The sequence below is a fragment of the Oricola sp. genome, from assembly GCF_022763245.1.
GTDB lineage: Bacteria > Pseudomonadota > Alphaproteobacteria > Rhizobiales > Rhizobiaceae > Oricola.
On the sequence record NZ_JALEGV010000041.1, the window covers coordinates 221,093 to 240,126 of the forward strand.

Consider the following 19,034-nt stretch of genomic DNA (forward strand, 5'->3'; position numbering starts at 1 on the left):
TAACAAGGCCGGGGAATTACAACCCCTGCAACCTTGCCCCCGGGTTCCTGTCTCAGCCGGCGATGAGCGCCTTGGCCTGTTCCTGCCAGTCGCGGATCTGGTCGGCGCTGAACGGCATGTACTCGTCGACCTTGGCGATCTCGTCCTCGGTCAGAGCGGCGATCTGGGCGTAGGTGGTGATGCCCTGCTCGTTGAGCTGGCGCTCGGCGACCGGGCCGATGCCCTTGATCTTGGTCAGCTTGTCGGCGTCGCCTTCCGGAGCGGTGAACAGCGGAGCTGCGGCGGCCGGTGCGGCTGCCTCTTCCTTCTTGGCGGCCTTCGGGGCTTCGGCCTTGGGGGCCTCTTCCTTCGCCGGGGCCGGCTTCTTGGCTGCGGCCTTCTTCGACGGCTTGGCGCCACCGGTCAGGATCTCGGAGATCCGCACGGTGGTCAGGTGCTGGCGGTGGCCGCGGGTGCGCTTGGAGTTCTGGCGGCGGCGCTTCTTGAAGGCGATGACCTTGCGCGCACGGCCCTGCTCGACGACCTCGGCGGTCACCAGGGCGCCATCGACGAGCGGCGCGCCCACGGTTGCGTCGGCGCCTTCGCCGACCATCAGCACTTCGCTGAACTCGATGATGTCGCCGGTCTCGCCGTCGATCTTCTCGATTTTCAGAATGTCCTCGGCGGCGACGCGATACTGCTTGCCACCGGTCTTGATGACTGCGAACATCGTTTTTCCTTTCGTGTTCGGTCCGGCTCTCGCCATTCGCCGATCGTGCCGGCGGGGCAGGCCGTCTTTTTGGTCAGTCGTGACGGTTTCGGTTCGATGCTGCGTCCAACATTGGCTGGACGCAAAAGAAAGCGGCGCGGAATTTCCGCGCCAGCGGGCCTCCTATGCTGTGGAGCGCGCGAAAAGTCAAGCAATTCGATAGCACAAGGCTTGTTTTCGCCGCCATTGGGGGCTATGGAGCGGCCCGCTTGACCAAGCGCCGCGGAGAGGTGGCAGAGAGGTCGAATGCACCGCACTCGAAATGCGGCATACGGGCAACCGTATCGGGGGTTCGAATCCCCCTCTCTCCGCCATTATTTGTTCACGCCTTGCCGCCGGCCAACCCAAGGCGCATGGCTCCGGGTTCGGACTTCGTCCTCTCTCCTCCGCCATCTTCTGACCTCGCGCTGTCGCCCCTCGGGCTTCGCTCCGGTCGGGGCCTCGCAAAGGCTGGGGCGGCCGTTGGCCTTGCGAACACTGCGTGTTCGAACGTTGTCCTTCGACTCTCCACGATCCTCCGGCCTTGCTTCATAGAGCGAAACTCCCATTCGCATGGCCTTTTGGCGTGTTGGGCAGGTCGGGGCAATCAGAGCCCAATCCGCCTACTGAACCAGTCTGACGCTCCGCCCTGCGCGCCAAGCGCGGTGCTCGGCGCTGCGACCGGGCATCGTTCGCCCGCATTTCATTTGAGCCATCCAGTCCTGCCGGCGTGCGGCGAGGACGCGCGTCTTTGTGTCCGTCTCCAAACTTTGCTCTTGAATTCAGTCAATCGTTTGATTTAATAGACTGCGCAGACACAGCGCCACGACACCGCGGCGTGGCGCATGAGAGCCGGGAATGAAACGCACAGAGCCCCCAAAACCGGAGACGACGAAGGACGGCGACACGTCGCGCAAGGGCGCGTCTCGCAAGCGCAGCGATCGCGGCGCCGAAACCCGCGCGCAGCTGATCGAGGCGGCGCTCGATATCTTCGGGCGGCTTGGCTACGAGGGTGCCACCACCCGCCAGATCGCCAAGGCGGCGAACGCCAATCTGGCGGCGATCGTCTATCATTTCGGCAGCAAGGAAGCGCTGCATCTCGCGGTCGCCGAACACGTCGTCAAGAGCATTCTCGCCCGGATCGGACCGACGCTGGCGGTTGTCGCCACGCCGGAGGCCGCCGCGACGCCGCAATCGGCGCGCGATGCCCTGCACAGGCTGATCGGCACCGTGGCCGATGTGCTGCTCGGCTCGGCGGAGGCGGAGCGCTGGGCGCGGTTCATCGTGCGCGAGCAGCTCCAGCCGACGGCCGCCTTCGACGTGATCTACGGCTACATGGACCATGCCATATCGACCGCCCTGCGGCTGGTCTCGGTCGTTCTGGACGTTCCCGAGGACGACGATTTGCGCCTGCGCGCGATCACGGTGCTCGGCCAGGTTCTCGTTTTCCGCGTCGCCCAGACGCTGGTGCTGAGGCGCATGAACTGGACAGTCATCGGCGAGCCCGAACGCAAAGCGATAAAAAAGGTCATCCTCCAGAACCTGGATGCCATTCTCGAAGGGACCAAGTCATGAGGCGGATCGTCATCCTCCTGATCCTCGTCGTCGCGGCGGGCAGTGCCTCCGCCTGGTGGTGGCAGAACCATGACGGCAATGGCGACGGTCCGCTGGTGCTCTACGGCAATGTCGACCTGCGCCAGATCGACCTCGCCTTCATCGGCAGCGGCCGGATCGCCGAGGTGCTCGTCGACGAGGGCGCCGCCGTGGAGAAGGGCGATATTGTCGCCCGTCTCGACACCAGCCTCATCGAACCGCAGGTGGCCCAGGCCGAGGCCGGCGTGGCGGCCCAGGCGGCAACGGTAGAAAAGCTGCAGAACGGCTCGCGACCGGAGGAGATCGCCCAGGCCGAAGCCAATGTCGATGCGGCCAGGGCGAATGCCCGCAATGCCAGCCTGAGCTACGATCGAGCGATCCAGCTCCAGAAGAACGGCAGCCCGTCCGTGACACAGAGCCAGATCGACTCCGCCAAGGCCGCGGAGGATGCCGCTACGGCCCAGCTCAAGGTCGCCGAGCAGGCGCTGATCCTGGCCCAGGCCGGACCGCGCGCGGAAGACATTGCCGCGGCGCAGGCCCAGCTCAAGGCGAGCGAGGCGGCGCTGGACCTGCTGCGCCGGCAACTGGACGATGCAGAGCTCGTCGCGCCGGCCGGTGGCGTCATCCGTTCCCGCCTGCTGGAACCGGGCGAGATGGCCTCGGCCGCAAAGCCGGTCGTCTCCATCGCGATCGTCGATCCGAAATGGGTGCGCGCCTACATCTCCGAGCCGGACCTGCCGAAGGTCGCGCCGGGCGCCGAGGCGAGCGTCACCGTCGACGGCCATGACGAAGCCTTTGCCGGAAGCGTCGGCTTCATCTCGTCGGTCGCCGAGTTCACCCCGCATGCCATCCAGACGGAGGAACTGCGCACCAGCCTTGTCTACGAGGTGCGGATCCTGGTCGAGGACAAGGACGACATCCTGCGGCTCGGCATGCCGGCGACCGTGACCCTCACATCCGACGAGACGGCGCAGTAATGGATGTCGCGCGTCCGGCCATCGAAGGCAGCGACATCGTCAAGCGCTTCAACCGGGCCGGCGGCGAATTGGTGACCGCGCTGGACGGGGTGTCGCTGACCGTCAACCATGGCGGCCTCGCCGCGCTCGTCGGCCCGGACGGCGCCGGCAAGACGACGCTGATCCGGCTGATGGCGGGATTGTTGACGCCCGACGAGGGCAGCCTCTCCGTGCTCGGTATCGACATCGCCCGCGACCCGCAGGCGGTGCAGGACCGGATCGGCTACATGCCGCAGAAATTCGGCCTCTACGAGGATCTCAGCGTTCAGGAAAACCTCGATCTCTACGCCGATCTGCACGGCGTGACGGCCGAAGAGCGCCGCAAGGTCTATCCGCAGCTCATGGACATGACCGCGCTCGGGCCTTTCGCCAAACGCCTGGCCGGCCGTCTGTCGGGCGGCATGAAGCAGAAGCTCGGTCTCGCCTGCACGCTGGTGCGCGCGCCCGACCTTTTGCTGCTCGACGAACCGACGGTCGGCGTCGATCCGCTGTCGCGGCGCGAATTGTGGGAGATCATCCTGCATCTGGTGCGCGAGCAGGGCCTGACGGTTCTGGTCAGCACCTCCTATCTCGACGAGGCGGAGCGCTGCGAACGTGCGATCGTGATGCATGACGGGACGGTTCTCGCCAAAGGGCCGCCACGCTCGATCACCGAGATCGCTGCCGGGCGCGCCTTTCTGGCGACCCCGCCGGAGGGCCAGCCGGCACGGCTGCTGCAGGCCCGCCTGCTCAACGACCCCGGCGTGACCGACGCCGTGCCGCAGGGCGGCCGCGTGCGCCTCGTCAAGGCGAGCGCCGACGGTGACGGACCCGACGGCGTCGATGTCACGGCGGTCGAGCCGCGCTTCGAGGACGGTTTCATGGCGCTGCTGCACGAGGCCGCCGATCCGGGCCAGACGGCGTCCCTGTCGCTTGGCCGCAAGGAGCGCCGTCGCGACGGCGAAACCGTCGTCGAGGTCAGCGACCTGGTCCGCCAGTTCGGCCCCTTCACCGCTGTCGATCATGTCAGCTTCGCGGTGAAGACCGGCGAGATCTTCGGCCTGCTCGGACCGAACGGAGCCGGCAAGACGACGACGTTCCGCATGTTGTGCGGGTTGCTGCCGGCCAGCGGCGGCACGTTGCGCGTCGCCGGCGTCGATTTGCGCAAGGCGCGGGCGTCGGCACGCCAGCGCGTTGGCTATGTGGCGCAGAAATTCTCTCTCTACGGCCAGCTTTCGGTCACCCAGAACCTCGAATTCTTCGCCGGCGCCTACGGACTGTCCGGCCGCCGCCGCAAGGAGCGCATCGCCTGGGCGATGGAGCAGTTCGAACTCGCGCCGCTTGCGAAACTGCCGAGCGGCCAGTTGCCCGGCGGCTACAAACAGCGCCTGGCCATGGCGGCCGCACTCCTGCACGAGCCGGAGATCCTGTTTCTCGACGAGCCGACCAGCGGCGCCGACCCGCTCGCCCGCCGCGAGTTCTGGCAGCGCATCACGGCGCTGGCCGAGGAAGGCGTCACGATCATCGTGACCACCCATTTCATGGAGGAAGCCGAATATTGCGACCGCGTCATCATTCTCGATGCCGGTCAGGTGCTCGCGCGCGGCACGCCCGCCGAGATCCGAGGCCATGCGCCCGACAATGAAGAGCGCGAGCCGACGATGGAGGACGCCTTCATAGCGATCGTCGAGGAGGCGCGGCGCGAACACGGCCGCCCGGGCGAACGGAGCGCGGCATGAGCGAGCCGGCCGATACCGCACCCGTCGATGCCGCGCCCGACCGCGTTGCGGGGCGCATGCGGCGCGTGCGGGCGCTGATCGTCAAGGAAAGCCGCCAGATCATGCGCGATCCGAGCTCGATCGCGCTCGGCATCGTCATGCCGGTGATCCTCATCCTGCTCTTCGGTTACGCTCTGTCGCTCGATGTCCGCAACGCGCCGATCGCGCTGGTGATCGAGCAGCCCTCGGCCATGGCGACCGAGATCGCCACCGGCTTCCGCCTGTCGCCCTATTTCGAGGCGCGCACCGTCACCTCCATGGCAGAGGCCGAAACGCTGATGCGCGCCCACGAGATCGACGGCATCGTGCATGTGCGCAGCGATTTCGCCCGCAACGTGGCCTCGGGCGACGCCAGCGTCCAGGTTCTGCTGCACGGCACCGACGCCAACACCGCGCGCATCATCGAGAACTACGCGCTCGGCACGATCGGACTGGCCGCGCAGCGCCTTTCCGACGAGGGAAACCCCGTCGCCGGCAACGGCCCGGTGAAGATCAGGAGCCGCATCTGGTACAATGAAAGCGGCAACAGCCAGTATTTCCTCGTGCCCGGCCTGATCGTGCTGATCATGACGCTGACCGGCGCCTTCCTGACGGCGCTGGTGATGGCGCGCGAATGGGAGCGCGGAACGCTGGAGGCGATCTTCGTGACGCCCGTCAGGGCAAACGAGATCCTGCTCGGCAAGATCGTTCCCTATTTCGGCCTGGGCATGATCGGCTTCGCGCTGTGCGTCTTCGCCGCCGAGGTCCTGTTCCGCGTGCCGCTTCGCGGTTCGTTTGCCGTGCTGACCGGCGTGTCGATGCTCTACATGCTGGTTTCGGTCGGCTTCGGGCTGTTCATCTCGTCGGTCGCCAAGAGCCAGTTCGTCGCCTCGCAGATCGCGCTGATCGCCTCCTTCCTGCCGGCCATGCTCCTGTCCGGCTTCCTGTTCGACATCCGCTCCATGCCGGTCGCCCTGCAGATCTTCACCCAGATCCTGCCGGCGCGCTATTTCGTGACGCTCCTGCAGACGATCTTCCTGGCGGGCGACATCTGGAGCGTGATCCTGCCCAACACGGCGGTGCTCGCGCTGATGGCGTTCGTCCTGTTCGCCGCCACGCTGCGCGCCACCCGCAAGAAGCTCGCCTGAGGTGCCCCGATGAGAGACAGCCTGCTGCGCATCGTCAGCCTCGTCCGCAAGGAGGTCCTCGCCCTGGTGCGCGATCCTCGCAGCCGGGTCATCCTCTTCGTGCCGCCGCTGCTGCAATCCATGTTGTTCGGCTACGCCGCCACCTTCGACCTCAACCACGCCCCCTATGCGATCTACGACGAGGACCGCAGCGCCGCCTCGGGCGATCTCGTGGCGCGGCTGGAGGGTTCGGGCGTGTTCGAGCGTGTCGCCACGATCCAGCGATCCTCCGACATCGCCCGCCTGATTGACGACCGCGACGCCTTGCTGGTCGTCCATATCGGCCCGGACTTCGCGCGCAAGCTCTCCGCCGGCCAGAAGACGGACATCCAGGTGATCGCCGACGGCCGCAATTCCAACACCGCCGGCACGGCCGTCGCCTATGTCAGCGCCATCGTCGACGGTTTCAACGCGGACTGGCGGGCGGCCCACGGCATGGTCGATCCGCCGGTCACGGCCAATGTGCGCGCCTGGTACAACGGCAATCTGGAAACGAGCTGGAACATGATCCCGGGCCTGATCGGCACGATCACCATGCTGCAGGTCTTGATGCTGACGGCGCTGTCGGTGGCGCGAGAGCGCGAGGACGGCACCTTCGACCAGTTGCTGGTGACCCCCATCCGCCCGGCCGAGATCATGCTCGGCAAGGCCCTGCCTTCGACGGCGATCGGCCTCATTCAGGCGACGATCATCCTGCTGGTCGCGCAACTCTGGTTCCGCATCCCGTTCGCGGGCTCGCTGCTCACCCTTTACGGCGGGCTCATTCCCTTCGTGATCGCCAATGTCGGCATCGGCCTGTTCATCTCCTCGCTGGTGGCGAACATGCAGCAGGCGATGCTGTTTTCCTTCGTCATCCTGATGCCCTTCATCCTGCTCTCGGGCCTGGCGACGCCGGTCGCCAACATGCCGGACGTGTTCCAGTGGCTGACCCTGATCGATCCCCTGCGCTACGCCCTCGACATCACCCGGCGGGTCTATCTGGAGGGCGCTACGCTCGGCCAGCTCGTCGGCGATCTCTGGCCGATGATCCTGATCAGCGCGGTGACCCTGCCGATCGCCGCCTGGATGTTCCGCAACCGGCTTTCATAGGCCAGCGGCACCTTTCGCCCTCCGTCCTGCGTCGGTTTCCACACATGCGTGCAATCTTGCCGCACCCGGATTGCGGCATCGCGCGGGTGGGCATAGTCTCGCCATTCGTGCCGGGAGGGGAAAATTGCTCAACAAGGACATTGCAATGACCGACACGATACCAGTCATCGATCTCAAGCCGCTGCTGGAAGGCGGCGCGGAGGGGCGCGAAGCCGTAGCGAAACAGATCGGCGAGGCGTGCCGCGGGATCGGCTTCTTCTACCTGTCCGGCCACGGCGTGCCGGCCGAACTGCGCGAGGCGGTCTTCGACCGGTCGAACGCGTTCTTCGAAACCGGCGAGGACGAGAAGCGCCGCTCGCTCTTCTCCGCGGCCACGGGCAATCGCGGCTTCATCCCGATGAAAGGTGAATCGCTCGACCCCACCAAGGCGCCGGATCTGAAGGAAGCGTTCAACATCGGTCTCGATCTCGCGCCCGACGATCCGGAGATCCTGGCCGGCGCCCGCTTCCGCGCGCTGAACCTGTGGCCCGAAACGCCCGGCTTCAAGAAGACCATGCTCGACTATTTCGACGCGGTCTGCTCGCTGGGTCGCGTGCTTCACGAAGCCTTCGCCACCGAACTCGGCCTGCCGATCGACTTCTTCGCCGACAAGCTGGACAAGCCGCTGGCGACGTTGCGCCTGCTGCACTATCCGGAAAGCCCGGCACAGCTGGAAGACGGCCAGTACGGCGCCGGCGAGCATACCGATTACGGCTGCGTCACGCTTCTGGCGACCGACGATGCCGGCGGGCTGGAAGTGCGCACGCGAGACGGCCAGTGGCTGCCCGCGCCCTACATCCCCGACACCTTCGTCTGCAACATCGGCGACTGCCTGATGCGCTGGACCAACGACATCTATGTCTCGACACCGCATCGCGTGGTCAATCCGTCGGGGCGCGAGCGCTATTCTGTCGCCTTCTTCCTCGACCCCAACCCGGATGCCATCGTCGAATGCCTGCCGGGCTGCGCGACCGAGGACAATCCGGCCAAGTATCCGCCAATTCGCGGCGACGACTATCTCCTGAGCAAGCTCAATCCAACCTACGAGAAAGCCGGGCTGATGGCCGAAGCGTCCTGATCCGGGACAGCAACATGGCGCGTTTTACGAGGGATTAACCCAACTGAGCGACGATTGACCTGTCATCGAAGAAGGTAGGTCACGATGATCTGGTTGGTTGCGTTCGCGTTGAGTGCGTTTGTTTCGGGATGTGCGGTGTCGGCGTTTCTGCTGCAGCGCAGGCCTTATTGACGGCCGGTTCCCGCATCTCTGCCCTTGGCGCGCCCGCGCTAACGGCATTTTGATTTGGGCGTCTTCGCGCCTCGTGCCTAGACTTGGCGCGGGAGGATTGCGCCATGATCGATCGCAGGCGTTTCACATTGGCAATGGGCGCGTGCGCGGCTGTTGCGGCAATGCCCGTCCATGCCGCCGAGGTCGGCGAAGACGGTCTGCATGTCCAGCCATGGTTCATGCAGACATTTCTCGACCTTTCCGAGGACAAGGCGGAGGCCGAAGCCGAGGGCAGGCATTTCGCCGTCCTGTTCGAGCAGCGCGGCTGCCCATATTGCCGCGAGATGCACCAGGTGAATTTCGCCCGGTCCGAGATCGCCGATTTCGTCTCGGCCAATTTCAGTGTGCTGCAGTTGAACATGTGGGGGTCGCGCGCGGTCACGGATTTCGACGGCGAGGAAATGGAAGAAAAGAACCTCGCGCGCAAATGGGGGGTGAACTTCACTCCCACGATCGTGTTCTTCGGTCCGGACGGCACGGAGGAAGTTATCCGCATGCCCGGCTATTTCAAGCCGTTCCACTTCCTCTCGATGTTCGAATACGTGGCCGGCGATCACTATGCCGACGAGGGCTTCCAGCGCTTCCTGCAAGCCCGCTTCGACCGGCTGGAGGAAGAGGGCAAGAAGCCGGACCTCTGGTAGGGCTGGTGTTCAGAACCGCCCGAGCCACCCGCGCTGGATCGCCAGGGCCACCGACTGCACCTTGTTTCGCGCGTCCAGCTTCTTCTGCGCATTGGCGAGGTGATAATTGACCGTGTGGGTCGTGATCGCGATCAGCTTGCTCGTTTCCTGAACGCTCAAGCCGCGCGCGGCCGCCTTGAGGCACTCGATCTCCCGGTCGCTCAGCGGATTTTCCCGCGCTCCGTCATTGCCGAGGATGCTCACCAGCCGCTCGAAGGCGTGTTCGGCGACGAAATTGAGGTTCATCGTCTCGCCGATCGTCACCATCTCGCGCTTGCCGCTGAACGACACCACGCCGGTCTGGTCGCCCATGCCCCGCGTGGGCAGGTGCACGAACGCGTCATGCCCCCTCTCGAGCATGAACTGCGCGAGCTCGCCATTGTTGGTCCCGCCATCCGCCACCTCGCTCAGCGCGGCGCAGCGCGGCAGCACGGACGCCCGAAGTTCGCTGACGAACGACCAGTGGTAGTAGTCGGCTTCCATGCAGCGATGGATGACCTCGCTGTCCCAATTGGTCAGGACCACCCGGTCGTCCAGCGCCGTCGCGCCGTCCTTGTTGGACAGGAATATGATGAAAAAATCGAGCCGGAAGGACGGAATGTATTCCTTTAGTATTTTAAATATGTCGTAACTGGTCTGCGCGTCTTCCAGTCGTTGCAAGACCTCGCTCGTCTCCAGTGTGATGTCGGTATGCTGGCTAACGGATGGATTCATCGCCATGGGCTTTCGCTGACGCCTCTATTGCACGCATCGATTGAACTCCTCCGTTCCGTAGCACAAAATACTAGCATGAATATTGAGCGAGCGCATTGCATAATTATTTCTTGCAATACTATAGACGCATGACTTGACGCTTGGTCATTTCTAAGCGCTTTGGATGCGGAACGGCGGCGCGGTCGCGGCCGCGATCAGAAGGGCCAGACCCGGGGGATGACGACCATGGCGACGGCAAAGGCGGTCAGGTCCATCAGGAAGCCCAGCCGCAGGAAATCGGCGAAACGGTAGCCGCCGGCATTGTAGACCAGCGTGTTCGTCTGATAGCCGATCGGCGTCATGAAGCTTGCCGACGCCGCGATCATGACCGCGATCACGAAGGGCCGCGCGTCGAGGCCGAGCGTCGTGGCGAGGCTGACGGCCACTGGCGTGACGATTACCGCGACCGCATTGTTCGTGACGATCTCGGTGAGCACGGTCGCCAGCAGGTAGACCGCCGCGAGCGCCGCGAGCGGCGGCAGGCCGGTCAGCCACGGCGCGACCGCATCGACCAGGATCGTGACGAGATCGGTCTTCTCCATCGCCACGCCGACCGACAGCATCGCGAAGATCAGCCCGAGAATGCGCCAGTCCACCGACTGTACCGCCTCGTCGATCTCGACGCATCGCAGCGCCAGCGCCAGGACGGCGGCGATGAGCGCCAGCGCGGCGATCGGCATCACGCCCAGCGCGGCGCCGATGACGACGCCCGCCGTGATCGCGACCGCATAGGGCGCCTTGGCGCGCCGGAATCCGCGCGCGTTCGGCTGCGCGACATTGACGAGATTGTTGTCCTCGGCAAAGCGCGCGAGATCGTCCGGCGCGCCTTCGACCAGCAGCGTGTCGCCCACGGAAAGCGGCGTCGTCTCGAAGCGGTCGGCCATGTTCATCCCGCCGCGATGCAGCGCCATCGGATAGACGCCATAGCGCCGCCACAGGCGCAGGTGCCGAAGGGTGCGGCCGAGCATGCGCGTGTCGGGACCGATCAGGATCTCCACGATTTCCGACGAGCGCGCGGCCGTCTGGTGCATGCGGCTGGAGGCGCCCAGCGTCACGCCGCCTTCCTCCTTCATCGACAGGATCTCCGCGATCGGCGTGCGCAGCACGACGATGTCGCCGGGTTCCAGCATCGTCTCGTCCAGTTCGCGGCGCAGCGAAACGTTGGCACGGATGACGTCGACGAGCCGGCGGTCAGACCGGTTGAAGGCGGCGATGGTGCGCACCAGCGCGCCGACATGCGGCGAATCCTCGTCGATGACGGCCTGGACGATGAATTTCCGTCCGGACGCCGCCGTGGAGACGCTGGAGACGGTCTGGCGATCGGGAAGCACCTTTCGTCCGACCAGCATGACCATGATGCCGAGCGCCGTGACGACGATGCCGACGGGCGCGATCTCGAAGATGCCGAAGGGTTCAAGGCCGAGATCGCGCGCCACGCCGTCGACCAGCAGGTTGGTCGAGGTGCCGATCAGCGTGCACGCCCCGCCGAGGATCGCCGCGTAGGACAGCGGAATGAGGACGCGAGACGGCGTCTCGCCCATCTCGCGGGCCATGGAGGTGGCAACCGGGATCATCAGCATGACCAGCGGCGTGTTGTTCATGAAGGCGGAGGCGGCGGCCACGGCGACGAGGAAGGACGCGTAGGTCACGAGCGGCGAGGTGCGCGCCCGGGTCGTGACGACGCGCGCGAACGCCTCCACCGCGCCGGTGCGCACCAGCGCCGCCGAAAGCACGAACATCGCCGCGATCGTCGCCGGCGCGCTGGAGGAGAGAACGCCAAGCACGTCGGCGATGTCGAGAATGCCGGTCACCAGCAGCGCCGAAACGGCGAGCCCGGCAATGATCTCCGGCGTACGCCATTCGGCGATGAAGCCGGCCAGCATCGCGACGATGACGAGCCCGACGAATGCGGGCGCCAGGAAGCCGTAATCCATGAGCGTCAGCACGATCGCCTGACCCTCGTCCTACCAGTGCGGCGGCTTGGTGGCGGCGATTTCCGGCTGTACATGGTCCTCGACCGCCTTGAACCGCTTGACCAGCGCCTCGACCAGCCGTTCCAGGCGGTCGATGTCCTTGCCCTGGCGAATGATCGTTTCGTTCAGATCCTCGATGGTGCGCGCCTGATGGGCGGCGAGAATTTCCAACTCGTCCAGACGATCTGTATCGTTCTGCGCCATGTGCGCCTCCTTGCGGTGGGAAGAGAGCTTAGCGCCCTTGCTGCGATGCGAAAAGATGCAGCCATTGACCCCCGTCGCGTCAGCCTGCCTCGAGCAGCGCCCTGAGCCGGGCCTTCGCGCCGACCTTTCTCTCGCGGGGGCCAGGAAGGACATGGGCACGCAGATATTCCCCGACTGTGCGCATCGTGCGGGACCGGCGAAGGCCGTATTTCTCCCAAAGATACAGCTTGGACTTCATCGCCGAATATTCCTTCAGGTCGGTCAGCGCGTCGCTTGGTGGCGACGACTGTCCCTCCAGATGGTGCACCACGGCGTCGTGCACGTAATATAGCTTGTGCCCGGCGCGCAGGATGCGCGCGCTGATGTCGTCATCTTCGTAATAGAGGAATATATTTTCATCGAACCCGCCCAGTTCGCCGAAGATATTGCGCCGGATCGCAAGCGCCCCGCCGCAGAGGAATGCCATTTCCTCATCGGCCTGCGGCAGCCCGGCCTGAAACAGCCGGCGGCGCGGCAGCACCTTGTTCCTGCGCTGCAGGGATTGACGCCCGTCGCCGTCGAGCATCCTGGGATTGGCAGCGCCCGCCCGCGGGTGCCGGTCGAAGGCCGCCGCGAGACGGTCGAGCGTGGACGGCTCCAGCCTGGCGTCCGGATTGAGGAAGAAGAGGATGTCACCGGTCGCGATCTCCGCGCCCCGGTTGCACGCCGTCCCGAAGCCGGCATTGGCGGACAACGCCATCACGCGCGCGCCGAAATCGCTTGCGACATCGGCGCTCCCGTCCGCGCTGGCATTGTCGACGACGATCACCTCGTGCCCGGCCGGAATGGAGGCCAGCGCCTGCGGCAGCACCGCCGCGCTTTCATAGGTCACGATCACGACCGAGAACATTCACCGGTCCCCGTTGCCGTCGGCGGCCGGCGCCGCGCGGGCGACGATCGGTCGGGCGTGATCCGGGTCGAGCTTCGATTTTGGCATGGAATGCGACCGTCCCGTTTGCGTCCGGAGGATTGACCCCGGCCAACAAGCCTTGTGCTCGGCTAGGCTCGGACGTGTCAATGGACCGGCGCGGCAGGCGGCCGACAGGCGCCGGGTTCATTTCCGGCTGGAATCGGTCACAAGCCATGCTACGGTCGCGTCCAAAACGACCGGACCTTTGGCGACCGGTCCATCGGGACATGACGGGATGACACTCGACGAACTCTTTGACGCCGCGCGCGGCGCGATGGCGAAATCGCATTCGCCCTATTCGAAATTCCCCGTCGGGGCGGCGATCCTCACGGAAGACGGGTCCGTCTTTGCGGGCGCGAACATGGAAGTGATCTCCTTTCCCGAAGGCTGGTGCGCCGAGACCAGCGCGCTCGCCCATTACGTCATGGCCGGCGGCGGACGGATCACCGACATCTGCGTCACCGCGTCGAGGATGGACGAATGCACGCCGTGCGGCGGTTGCCGCCAGCGGCTGGCCGAATTCGCGCCGCCGGACGCCCGCATTCACCTGACCGACCAGGCCGGCATCACGAAGACGATCACCATGGCCGAGCTCCTGCCGCTCGGTTTCGAGACGGAGGTGCTTTCGTCATGACGACGCCGAGCGACATCATCATCGAGGCGCTGAACGGGCTGGTGCCCCGCGTCGCGCTGGTCCTGGGGTCGGGCCTTGGCGGGCTGGTCGCCGCCGTCGACGATGCCGTCCACGTGCCATATGCCCGGCTCGAGGGCTTCCCGAAGAGCGGCGTCAGCGGCCATGCCGGCGAGGTCGTCGCCGGCACGATCGGCGGCACGCCGGTGCTGCTCCTGTCGGGGCGGGTGCATTATTACGAGAAGGGTGACGCGGCCGCGATGCGGCCGGTGCTGGAGGTCCTGCAGGGGCTTGGCATCGAGAAGCTGATCCTGACCAACGCCGCCGGTTCGCTGCGCGAGGACCTGCCACCCGGCTCGGTGATGCTGATCGAGGACCACATCAACTTCTCCGGCACCAATCCGCTGATCGGCGAGGAAACAGACGCCCGGTTCGTCGGCCTGACATCGGCCTACGATGCGGGCCTGCGCGCGGCCATCGAAAAGGCCGCCGACGAGGAAGGGATCGCGATCGGACACGGCGTCTATATGTGGTTCTCCGGACCGTCCTTCGAAACGCCGGCCGAAATCCGCATGGCCCGCGTGATGGGCGCCGACGCCGTCGGCATGTCGACGGTGCCGGAAGTCATCCTCGGCCGCTTCCTCGGCCTCGACTGCGCCGCCTGCTCGGTGATCACCAACTACGCCGCCGGCATGACGGGCGGCGAACTGTCTCATACGGAAACCAAGGACATGGCGCCCATCGGCGGAAGCAAGCTGCAGGCGATCCTGACACGCGCCATCGCGGAAATGGAGTAGAGTTTGCCTTCACGCAAGGAAATCGCCGGGCGCGCGCTCGGCCTGATCGACCTGACCAATCTGAACGAGGATTGCACCGAAGACGCCATCGACGCGCTGTGCGACCAGGCGGCGACGCCGTTCGGTCCGGTGGCGGCGATCTGCATCTGGCCGCGTTTCGTGGCGCAGGCACGCGCCAGGCTCGGCGTCGGCAACGCGATCCGCATCGCGACGGTGGTCAATTTTCCCTCCGGCGACGCCGCCGTGGAGTCCGTGCTGGAGGAAACGCGCGGCGCCATCGCGGACGGAGCGGACGAGATTGATTTGGTCATCCCCTACAAGGCCCTTGCGGCGGGCGACGAGGCCGCTTTGCGCGCGATGGTCGCGGCAATCCGCGCCGAGACCGAGGGCAAGGCGCTCCTGAAGGTGATCGTCGAATCGGGAGAACTGAAGGACCCGGCGCTCATCAGCACGGCCTCGACCGTCGCCCTGGAAGAGGGCACGGATTTCATCAAGACCTCCACCGGCAAGGTCGCGGTCAACGCGACACCGGAAACCGCCGAGATCATGCTGACGGCGCTCAAGGCGTTCGGCGACGAAAAGCGCGGCTTCAAGCCGGCCGGCGGCATTCGCACGGTTGCCGAGGCCGGCGATTATCTCGCGATCGCCGACCGGATCATGGGCGAAGGCTGGGCCACGGCGAAAACCTTTCGCTTTGGCGCGTCGAGCCTCCTGAAGGACGTGCTCGCCGCCCTTCAGGGCGACGGGGCCGTCGCCCCGGGCGCGGATTACTGACGATGCTGGCTCAGGAATTCATCCGGCTCAAGCGCGACGGCAAGCCGCTGACCGAGGAGATGATCGCCGAATTCGTCCGGGGCATCACCGACGACACCGTCACCGACGCGCAGATCTCCGCCTTTGCCATGGCGGTGTTCTTCAACGGTCTCTCCGCCGACGAGACGGTGGCGCTGACGCTGGCGATGCGCGATTCCGGCGACGTGATCGACTGGTCGGACATCGACCGGCCGGTCTGCGACAAGCACTCCACCGGCGGGGTCGGCGACAACGTCTCGCTGATGCTTGCGCCGATCGCCACGGCCTGCGGCCTTGCCGTGCCGATGATCTCCGGACGCGGCCTCGGTCACACCGGAGGCACGCTCGACAAGATGGATTCCATCCCCGGCTACGCCACCCAGCCGGACACGGCCCTGTTTCGGCGCACGGTCGAGACGGTGGGCTGCGCGATCATCGGTCAGACCGCCAATCTCGCTCCGGCCGACAAGCGCTTTTACGGCGTGCGCGACGTGACCGCGACCGTGGAAAGCCTTGAGCTCATCACGGCCTCGATCCTGTCGAAGAAACTCGCCGCCGGGCTGCCCTCGCTGGTGGTGGACGTCAAGTTCGGCAACGGCGCCTTCATGGCCGATTTCGACAAGGCCCGCGATCTCGCCAAGACCCTGGTGCGCGTCGCCAACGGCGCCGGCACGAGGACCACGGCGCTGATGACCGGCATGAACCAGCCGCTGGCCTCTGCGGCCGGCAATGCGGTCGAGGTGACGAACGCGGTCGAGTTCCTGACGGGCGCGCATCGCGATCCCCGCCTCGAGGCGGTGACGCTGGCGCTTGCCGCCGAAATGCTCGTGGTGGCGCAGGTGGACGATTCGCCGGCGACAGCGCTGGAGCGCTCGCGCGAGGCGCTGGTCAGCGGCAAGGCGGCCGAGGTTTTCGGCCGCATGGTGCAGGCGCTTGGCGGGCCGGCGGATTTCGTCGAACGGCACGACGCCTATCTGGCCGAGGCGCCGCTCAGCGTGCCCGTGGTTGCGCCACGCGCCGGCCATGTCGGCGCGATCGGAACCCGCGACATTGGCGTCGCCGTCGTTGAACTCGGCGGCGGGCGGCGTCGCCGCGAGGACGACATTGACCACGCCGTTGGGATCACCCGCCTGCTCGATATCGGGACTCGTGTGGAGGAAGGCGATCCGATCGCGATCGTGCATGCCCGCACCGAGTCCGCCGCCGAGGCGGCAAGGGCGCGCGTGCTGGCGGCCTACGACATCGTCGATGAGAAGCCGGATGTTGCCGAGCCGATCGCGGAACGGATCGCCGGCTGACGCTCCCGTCTACAGCGTCATTTCCAGCGTGCCGTTGGTGACGCGGAAGTCGCGCAGGCGCTTGAGGAAACTCATGCCGATCAGCACGGTGTCGAGCGCTTCGTCTTCCAGGATGATCGCTTCGACGTCGCGCACCCGGATCGTGCCGATCCGCACCTCGCGAATGATCGCGCGCGCGGCCTTCACGGTGCCGTTCGCGGTGTTGACCCCGTAAACGAACTCGCTCGGCCTGACGCTGATGCCGATGCTGCGGGCTTGCGACCGGTTCATGGCGATCAGCGTCGCGCCCGTATCCACCACGCCGGTGACCCGGCGCGAATTCAGGCTGAACTCAGCGACATAGTGACCGCGCGAATCGGCGCGCAGCCTCTCCGTGCCCGAGTAGCTTTGCGACGTCCTCTTTTGCGATGTGGTGTTGCGATGCGCGGATTGCTGCTCGGCGCGGTCCTTCAACACCGTGGCGGCCGTGTCCACGACCTGCGGATTGCCGTCGAGAAACGACGCCATGGACAGCGCCGAGAGCGAAATCGCCACCACCAGGAAAATGTAACGCTGCATCGCGCGGCCTCCTGGCACGCATATGCCGGCAAACGCGTGATCAGCCGATTAAGCCAGCAGCCCTAACGGTCGCCTTGGTTATCGATCCCTTTCACGAATTGCCAAAATGCGAGGCAATCACCGTGTCGAGCACGGAACGCGCCTCGGCGGCGGCCGGGGACTGCCGGTCCGCGGCTCCCGCGATCGTGATCAGCGCCTTCCACAGCGCCCATCCGCGGCCGCGTGCCCAGGTCGCCTCGTCGAGCGGCAGGGCGGCGCGAAATGTTGCGCGGCTGCGGCCGTCGAGAAACGCCCAGCAGATCGCCAGGTCGCAAGCCGGATCGCCGACGCCGAGCGATCCGAAATCGATGACGGCGCGAAGCAGGCCGTCGCGGACAAGCAGGTTGCCGGCGGCAACGTCGCCATGCACCCAGACCGGCGTCTGCGTCCATGTCGAGGCAAGGGCCGCCTCCCAGACGGCAAGAGCGGCCTCAGCGTCGATCTCGCCGTGCAGGGCCGCGACGGCATCGCGGGTCTGGGCGTCATAGACGGCAAGCGACCCGCCACGGAAGAAATTGTGCACGCCGGCCGGCGGCCCGTCCGTCGCGTCGATTGCCTGCAGCGCATAGAGGAAACCAGCGAGATCCTCGGCGAAGCGGTTCTTGTCGTCCACCTTGGCGATCAGAGCGCTCTCACCGTCCAGCCAGCCATAGACGGACCAGGGCCAGGGATAGTCGCCGGCGGGCTTCCCTATCGCCAGCGGCGCGGGAACGGGCAGAGGCAGTTTTGGCGCGAGCGCCGGCAGGAAACGGTGTTCCTTTTCGACCTGCCGGACATAGCGATGCGCGCTCGGCAGGCGGACGGACATCGTCTCCCCGAGCCGGAAGGTGCGGTTGCACCATCCCTGCGGCTCCACCGGAACGACCGGCAGGTCGGCCCATTGCGGGAATTGCCCGGCGATCAACGTCCGGACGAGTGAAGCACCGAATTCCATGCGCGGTGTTTCGTCGAACACCGCCGCGAGGTCATTTGGTGCCATACATCCGGTCGCCGGCATCGCCGAGGCCCGGCACGATGTAGCCGTGTTCGTTCAGCCGCTCGTCGATCGAGGCGGTGACGACCGGAACGTCGGGATGCGACGAGGTGAATTTCTCGATGCCCTCCGGCGCCGCCAGCAGGCAGACGAAGCGCAGGTCTTTCGCGCCACGCTCCTTCAGCTTGGTCACGGCGGCGATGGCCGAATTGGCGGTCGCCAGCATCGGATCGACGACGATGGTCAGCCGGTCGGAGAGGTCCTCCGGCGCCTTGAAATAGTATTCCACCGGTTCCAGCGTCTCGTGGTCCCGGTAAAGGCCGATATGGGCGACGCGCGCCGAGGGCACGAGGTCGAGCATGCCTTCAAGCAGGCCGTTGCCGGCGCGCAGCACCGACGCGAAGACGAGCTTCTTGCCCTCGAGAACGGGCGATTGCATTTCGGCGAGCGGCGTGTCGATGGTCTCCATCGTCATCGGCATCTCGCGCGTCACCTCGTAGCAGAGGAGCAGCGAAATCTCGCGCAGAAGCCGGCGAAACCCGGCTGTCGACGTCTCCTTCTTGCGCATGAAGGTGAGCTTGTGCTGGACGAGCGGGTGATCGACGACGGTTACGGTTTTCATGGGATGCCTCGCAGAAATGTGCCGCGCCCACCCTAGCCGCCGCAACCCGGCGGGAAAAGCCATTGCGCGCCATCCGGCCGCGCAATCCAA

The 19,034-nt window shown here is 65.9% G+C and carries 19 protein-coding genes and 1 tRNA gene; 12 read left to right on the forward strand and 8 right to left on the reverse strand.

The features are described 5' to 3' along the window. Positions 1 to 52: 52 nt before the first annotated feature. Complete coding sequence (locus MRY80_RS21745; protein WP_293293343.1) at positions 53 to 709, reverse strand: 50S ribosomal protein L21; 657 nt, start codon at positions 707 to 709, stop codon at positions 53 to 55. A gap of 263 nt (positions 710 to 972) precedes the next feature. Here MRY80_RS21745 and MRY80_RS21750 point away from each other — a divergent pair. The 8 genes from MRY80_RS21750 (at position 973) to MRY80_RS21785 (ending at position 9,316) form a co-directional block, all read left to right on the forward strand. Next, positions 973 to 1,062: transfer RNA gene (locus MRY80_RS21750), tRNA-Ser, on the forward strand. Between the two features lie 523 nt (positions 1,063 to 1,585). Then, positions 1,586 to 2,302 carry a CerR family C-terminal domain-containing protein gene (locus MRY80_RS21755; protein WP_293293344.1) on the forward strand — a complete coding sequence of 239 codons (717 nt, stop codon included), beginning with the start codon at positions 1,586 to 1,588 and terminating at the stop codon, positions 2,300 to 2,302. Continuing rightward, on the forward strand, positions 2,299 to 3,297 hold the full coding sequence (locus MRY80_RS21760) for an HlyD family efflux transporter periplasmic adaptor subunit (protein WP_293293345.1): 999 nt from the start codon (positions 2,299 to 2,301) through the stop codon (positions 3,295 to 3,297). The genes MRY80_RS21755 and MRY80_RS21760 overlap by 4 nt, the downstream gene beginning before the upstream one ends. Then, the gene (locus MRY80_RS21765) at positions 3,297 to 5,054 is read left to right on the forward strand and encodes an ATP-binding cassette domain-containing protein (protein ID WP_293293346.1); all 1,758 of its coding nucleotides are present in this window, start codon (positions 3,297 to 3,299) and stop codon (positions 5,052 to 5,054) included. Before MRY80_RS21760 ends, MRY80_RS21765 begins: the two co-directional genes overlap by 1 nt. Continuing rightward, positions 5,051 to 6,220: an ABC transporter permease gene (locus MRY80_RS21770; protein ID WP_293293347.1), complete on the forward strand. Its 1,170-nt coding sequence runs from the start codon at positions 5,051 to 5,053 to the stop codon at positions 6,218 to 6,220. Before MRY80_RS21765 ends, MRY80_RS21770 begins: the two co-directional genes overlap by 4 nt. Positions 6,221 to 6,229: 9 nt before the next feature. Continuing rightward, complete coding sequence (locus MRY80_RS21775) at positions 6,230 to 7,348, forward strand: ABC transporter permease (protein ID WP_293293348.1); 1,119 nt, start codon at positions 6,230 to 6,232, stop codon at positions 7,346 to 7,348. A 145-nt stretch (positions 7,349 to 7,493) separates the two neighbouring features. Then, on the forward strand, positions 7,494 to 8,465 hold the full coding sequence (locus MRY80_RS21780) for a 2-oxoglutarate and iron-dependent oxygenase domain-containing protein (RefSeq protein WP_293293349.1): 972 nt from the start codon (positions 7,494 to 7,496) through the stop codon (positions 8,463 to 8,465). Positions 8,466 to 8,740: 275 nt separating this feature from the next. Beyond that, on the forward strand, positions 8,741 to 9,316 hold the full coding sequence (locus MRY80_RS21785; protein WP_293293350.1) for a thioredoxin family protein: 576 nt from the start codon (positions 8,741 to 8,743) through the stop codon (positions 9,314 to 9,316). Between the two features lie 9 nt (positions 9,317 to 9,325). On the opposite strand, the gene MRY80_RS21790 is transcribed toward MRY80_RS21785, so the two are convergent. The 4 genes from MRY80_RS21790 to MRY80_RS21805 all read right to left on the reverse strand — a co-directional run bounded on the left by MRY80_RS21790 (position 9,326) and on the right by MRY80_RS21805 (position 13,174). Continuing rightward, positions 9,326 to 10,069 (reverse strand): helix-turn-helix transcriptional regulator, encoded by a 744-nt coding sequence (locus tag MRY80_RS21790; RefSeq protein WP_293293351.1) that lies wholly within the window; start codon positions 10,067 to 10,069, stop codon positions 9,326 to 9,328. A 194-nt stretch (positions 10,070 to 10,263) separates the two neighbouring features. Next, positions 10,264 to 12,054, reverse strand: a complete 1,791-nt coding sequence (locus MRY80_RS21795; RefSeq protein ID WP_293293352.1) for an SLC13 family permease — start codon at positions 12,052 to 12,054, stop codon at positions 10,264 to 10,266. An 18-nt stretch (positions 12,055 to 12,072) separates the two neighbouring features. Further along, the gene (locus MRY80_RS21800) at positions 12,073 to 12,285 is read right to left on the reverse strand and encodes a SlyX family protein (RefSeq protein WP_293293353.1); all 213 of its coding nucleotides are present in this window, start codon (positions 12,283 to 12,285) and stop codon (positions 12,073 to 12,075) included. 79 nt (positions 12,286 to 12,364) lie between these two features. Continuing rightward, positions 12,365 to 13,174 carry a glycosyltransferase family 2 protein gene (locus tag MRY80_RS21805; RefSeq protein ID WP_293293354.1) on the reverse strand — a complete coding sequence of 270 codons (810 nt, stop codon included), beginning with the start codon at positions 13,172 to 13,174 and terminating at the stop codon, positions 12,365 to 12,367. A 295-nt stretch (positions 13,175 to 13,469) separates the two neighbouring features. Here MRY80_RS21805 and cdd point away from each other — a divergent pair, with 295 nt between their 5' ends. Genes cdd through deoA form a run of 4 tightly spaced genes read left to right on the forward strand, consistent with a single transcriptional unit; the run spans position 13,470 to position 16,752 of the window. Then, positions 13,470 to 13,868 carry a cytidine deaminase gene (gene cdd / locus MRY80_RS21810; RefSeq protein WP_293293355.1) on the forward strand — a complete coding sequence of 133 codons (399 nt, stop codon included), beginning with the start codon at positions 13,470 to 13,472 and terminating at the stop codon, positions 13,866 to 13,868. Further along, complete coding sequence (locus tag MRY80_RS21815) at positions 13,865 to 14,662, forward strand: purine-nucleoside phosphorylase (RefSeq protein ID WP_293293356.1); 798 nt, start codon at positions 13,865 to 13,867, stop codon at positions 14,660 to 14,662. The genes cdd and MRY80_RS21815 overlap by 4 nt, the downstream gene beginning before the upstream one ends. Before the next feature lie 3 nt (positions 14,663 to 14,665). After that, positions 14,666 to 15,436 carry a deoxyribose-phosphate aldolase gene (gene deoC / locus MRY80_RS21820; RefSeq protein WP_293293357.1) on the forward strand — a complete coding sequence of 257 codons (771 nt, stop codon included), beginning with the start codon at positions 14,666 to 14,668 and terminating at the stop codon, positions 15,434 to 15,436. A 2-nt stretch (positions 15,437 to 15,438) separates the two neighbouring features. Continuing rightward, positions 15,439 to 16,752 (forward strand): thymidine phosphorylase, encoded by a 1,314-nt coding sequence (gene deoA, locus MRY80_RS21825; protein ID WP_293293358.1) that lies wholly within the window; start codon positions 15,439 to 15,441, stop codon positions 16,750 to 16,752. A 9-nt stretch (positions 16,753 to 16,761) separates the two neighbouring features. Here deoA and MRY80_RS21830 read toward each other — a convergent pair whose 3' ends face one another. The 3 genes from MRY80_RS21830 to upp form a co-directional block, all read right to left on the reverse strand. Further along, positions 16,762 to 17,310: a TIGR02281 family clan AA aspartic protease gene (locus MRY80_RS21830; RefSeq protein ID WP_293293359.1), complete on the reverse strand. Its 549-nt coding sequence runs from the start codon at positions 17,308 to 17,310 to the stop codon at positions 16,762 to 16,764. Positions 17,311 to 17,401: 91 nt separating this feature from the next. After that, positions 17,402 to 18,328, reverse strand: a complete 927-nt coding sequence (locus MRY80_RS21835) for an aminoglycoside phosphotransferase family protein (protein WP_293293360.1) — start codon at positions 18,326 to 18,328, stop codon at positions 17,402 to 17,404. Further along, a complete protein-coding gene (upp, locus tag MRY80_RS21840; RefSeq protein ID WP_293293361.1) occupies positions 18,315 to 18,944 on the reverse strand; it encodes a uracil phosphoribosyltransferase in 630 nt (209 codons plus the stop codon). Before upp ends, MRY80_RS21835 begins: the two co-directional genes overlap by 14 nt. Positions 18,945 to 19,034: the final 90 nt, after the last annotated feature.

Excerpts from the sequence above, each read along its gene's own strand:
- MRY80_RS21745 (WP_293293343.1), bottom strand. The coding sequence starts at position 709 with ATGTTCGCAGTCATCAAGACCGGTGGCAAGCAGTATCGCGTCGCCGCC.
- MRY80_RS21755 (WP_293293344.1), top strand. The coding sequence starts at position 1,586 with ATGAAACGCACAGAGCCCCCAAAACCGGAGACGACGAAGGACGGCGAC.
- MRY80_RS21760 (WP_293293345.1), top strand. The coding sequence starts at position 2,299 with ATGAGGCGGATCGTCATCCTCCTGATCCTCGTCGTCGCGGCGGGCAGT.
- MRY80_RS21765 (WP_293293346.1), top strand. The coding sequence starts at position 3,297 with ATGGATGTCGCGCGTCCGGCCATCGAAGGCAGCGACATCGTCAAGCGC.
- MRY80_RS21770 (WP_293293347.1), top strand. The coding sequence starts at position 5,051 with ATGAGCGAGCCGGCCGATACCGCACCCGTCGATGCCGCGCCCGACCGC.
- MRY80_RS21775 (WP_293293348.1), top strand. The coding sequence starts at position 6,230 with ATGAGAGACAGCCTGCTGCGCATCGTCAGCCTCGTCCGCAAGGAGGTC.
- MRY80_RS21780 (WP_293293349.1), top strand. The coding sequence starts at position 7,494 with ATGACCGACACGATACCAGTCATCGATCTCAAGCCGCTGCTGGAAGGC.
- MRY80_RS21785 (WP_293293350.1), top strand. The coding sequence starts at position 8,741 with ATGATCGATCGCAGGCGTTTCACATTGGCAATGGGCGCGTGCGCGGCT.
- MRY80_RS21790 (WP_293293351.1), bottom strand. The coding sequence starts at position 10,069 with ATGAATCCATCCGTTAGCCAGCATACCGACATCACACTGGAGACGAGC.
- MRY80_RS21800 (WP_293293353.1), bottom strand. The coding sequence starts at position 12,285 with ATGGCGCAGAACGATACAGATCGTCTGGACGAGTTGGAAATTCTCGCC.
- MRY80_RS21805 (WP_293293354.1), bottom strand. The coding sequence starts at position 13,174 with ATGTTCTCGGTCGTGATCGTGACCTATGAAAGCGCGGCGGTGCTGCCG.
- cdd (WP_293293355.1), top strand. The coding sequence starts at position 13,470 with ATGACACTCGACGAACTCTTTGACGCCGCGCGCGGCGCGATGGCGAAA.
- MRY80_RS21815 (WP_293293356.1), top strand. The coding sequence starts at position 13,865 with ATGACGACGCCGAGCGACATCATCATCGAGGCGCTGAACGGGCTGGTG.
- deoA (WP_293293358.1), top strand. The coding sequence starts at position 15,439 with ATGCTGGCTCAGGAATTCATCCGGCTCAAGCGCGACGGCAAGCCGCTG.
- MRY80_RS21830 (WP_293293359.1), bottom strand. The coding sequence starts at position 17,310 with ATGCAGCGTTACATTTTCCTGGTGGTGGCGATTTCGCTCTCGGCGCTG.
- MRY80_RS21835 (WP_293293360.1), bottom strand. The coding sequence starts at position 18,328 with ATGGCACCAAATGACCTCGCGGCGGTGTTCGACGAAACACCGCGCATG.
- upp (WP_293293361.1), bottom strand. The coding sequence starts at position 18,944 with ATGAAAACCGTAACCGTCGTCGATCACCCGCTCGTCCAGCACAAGCTC.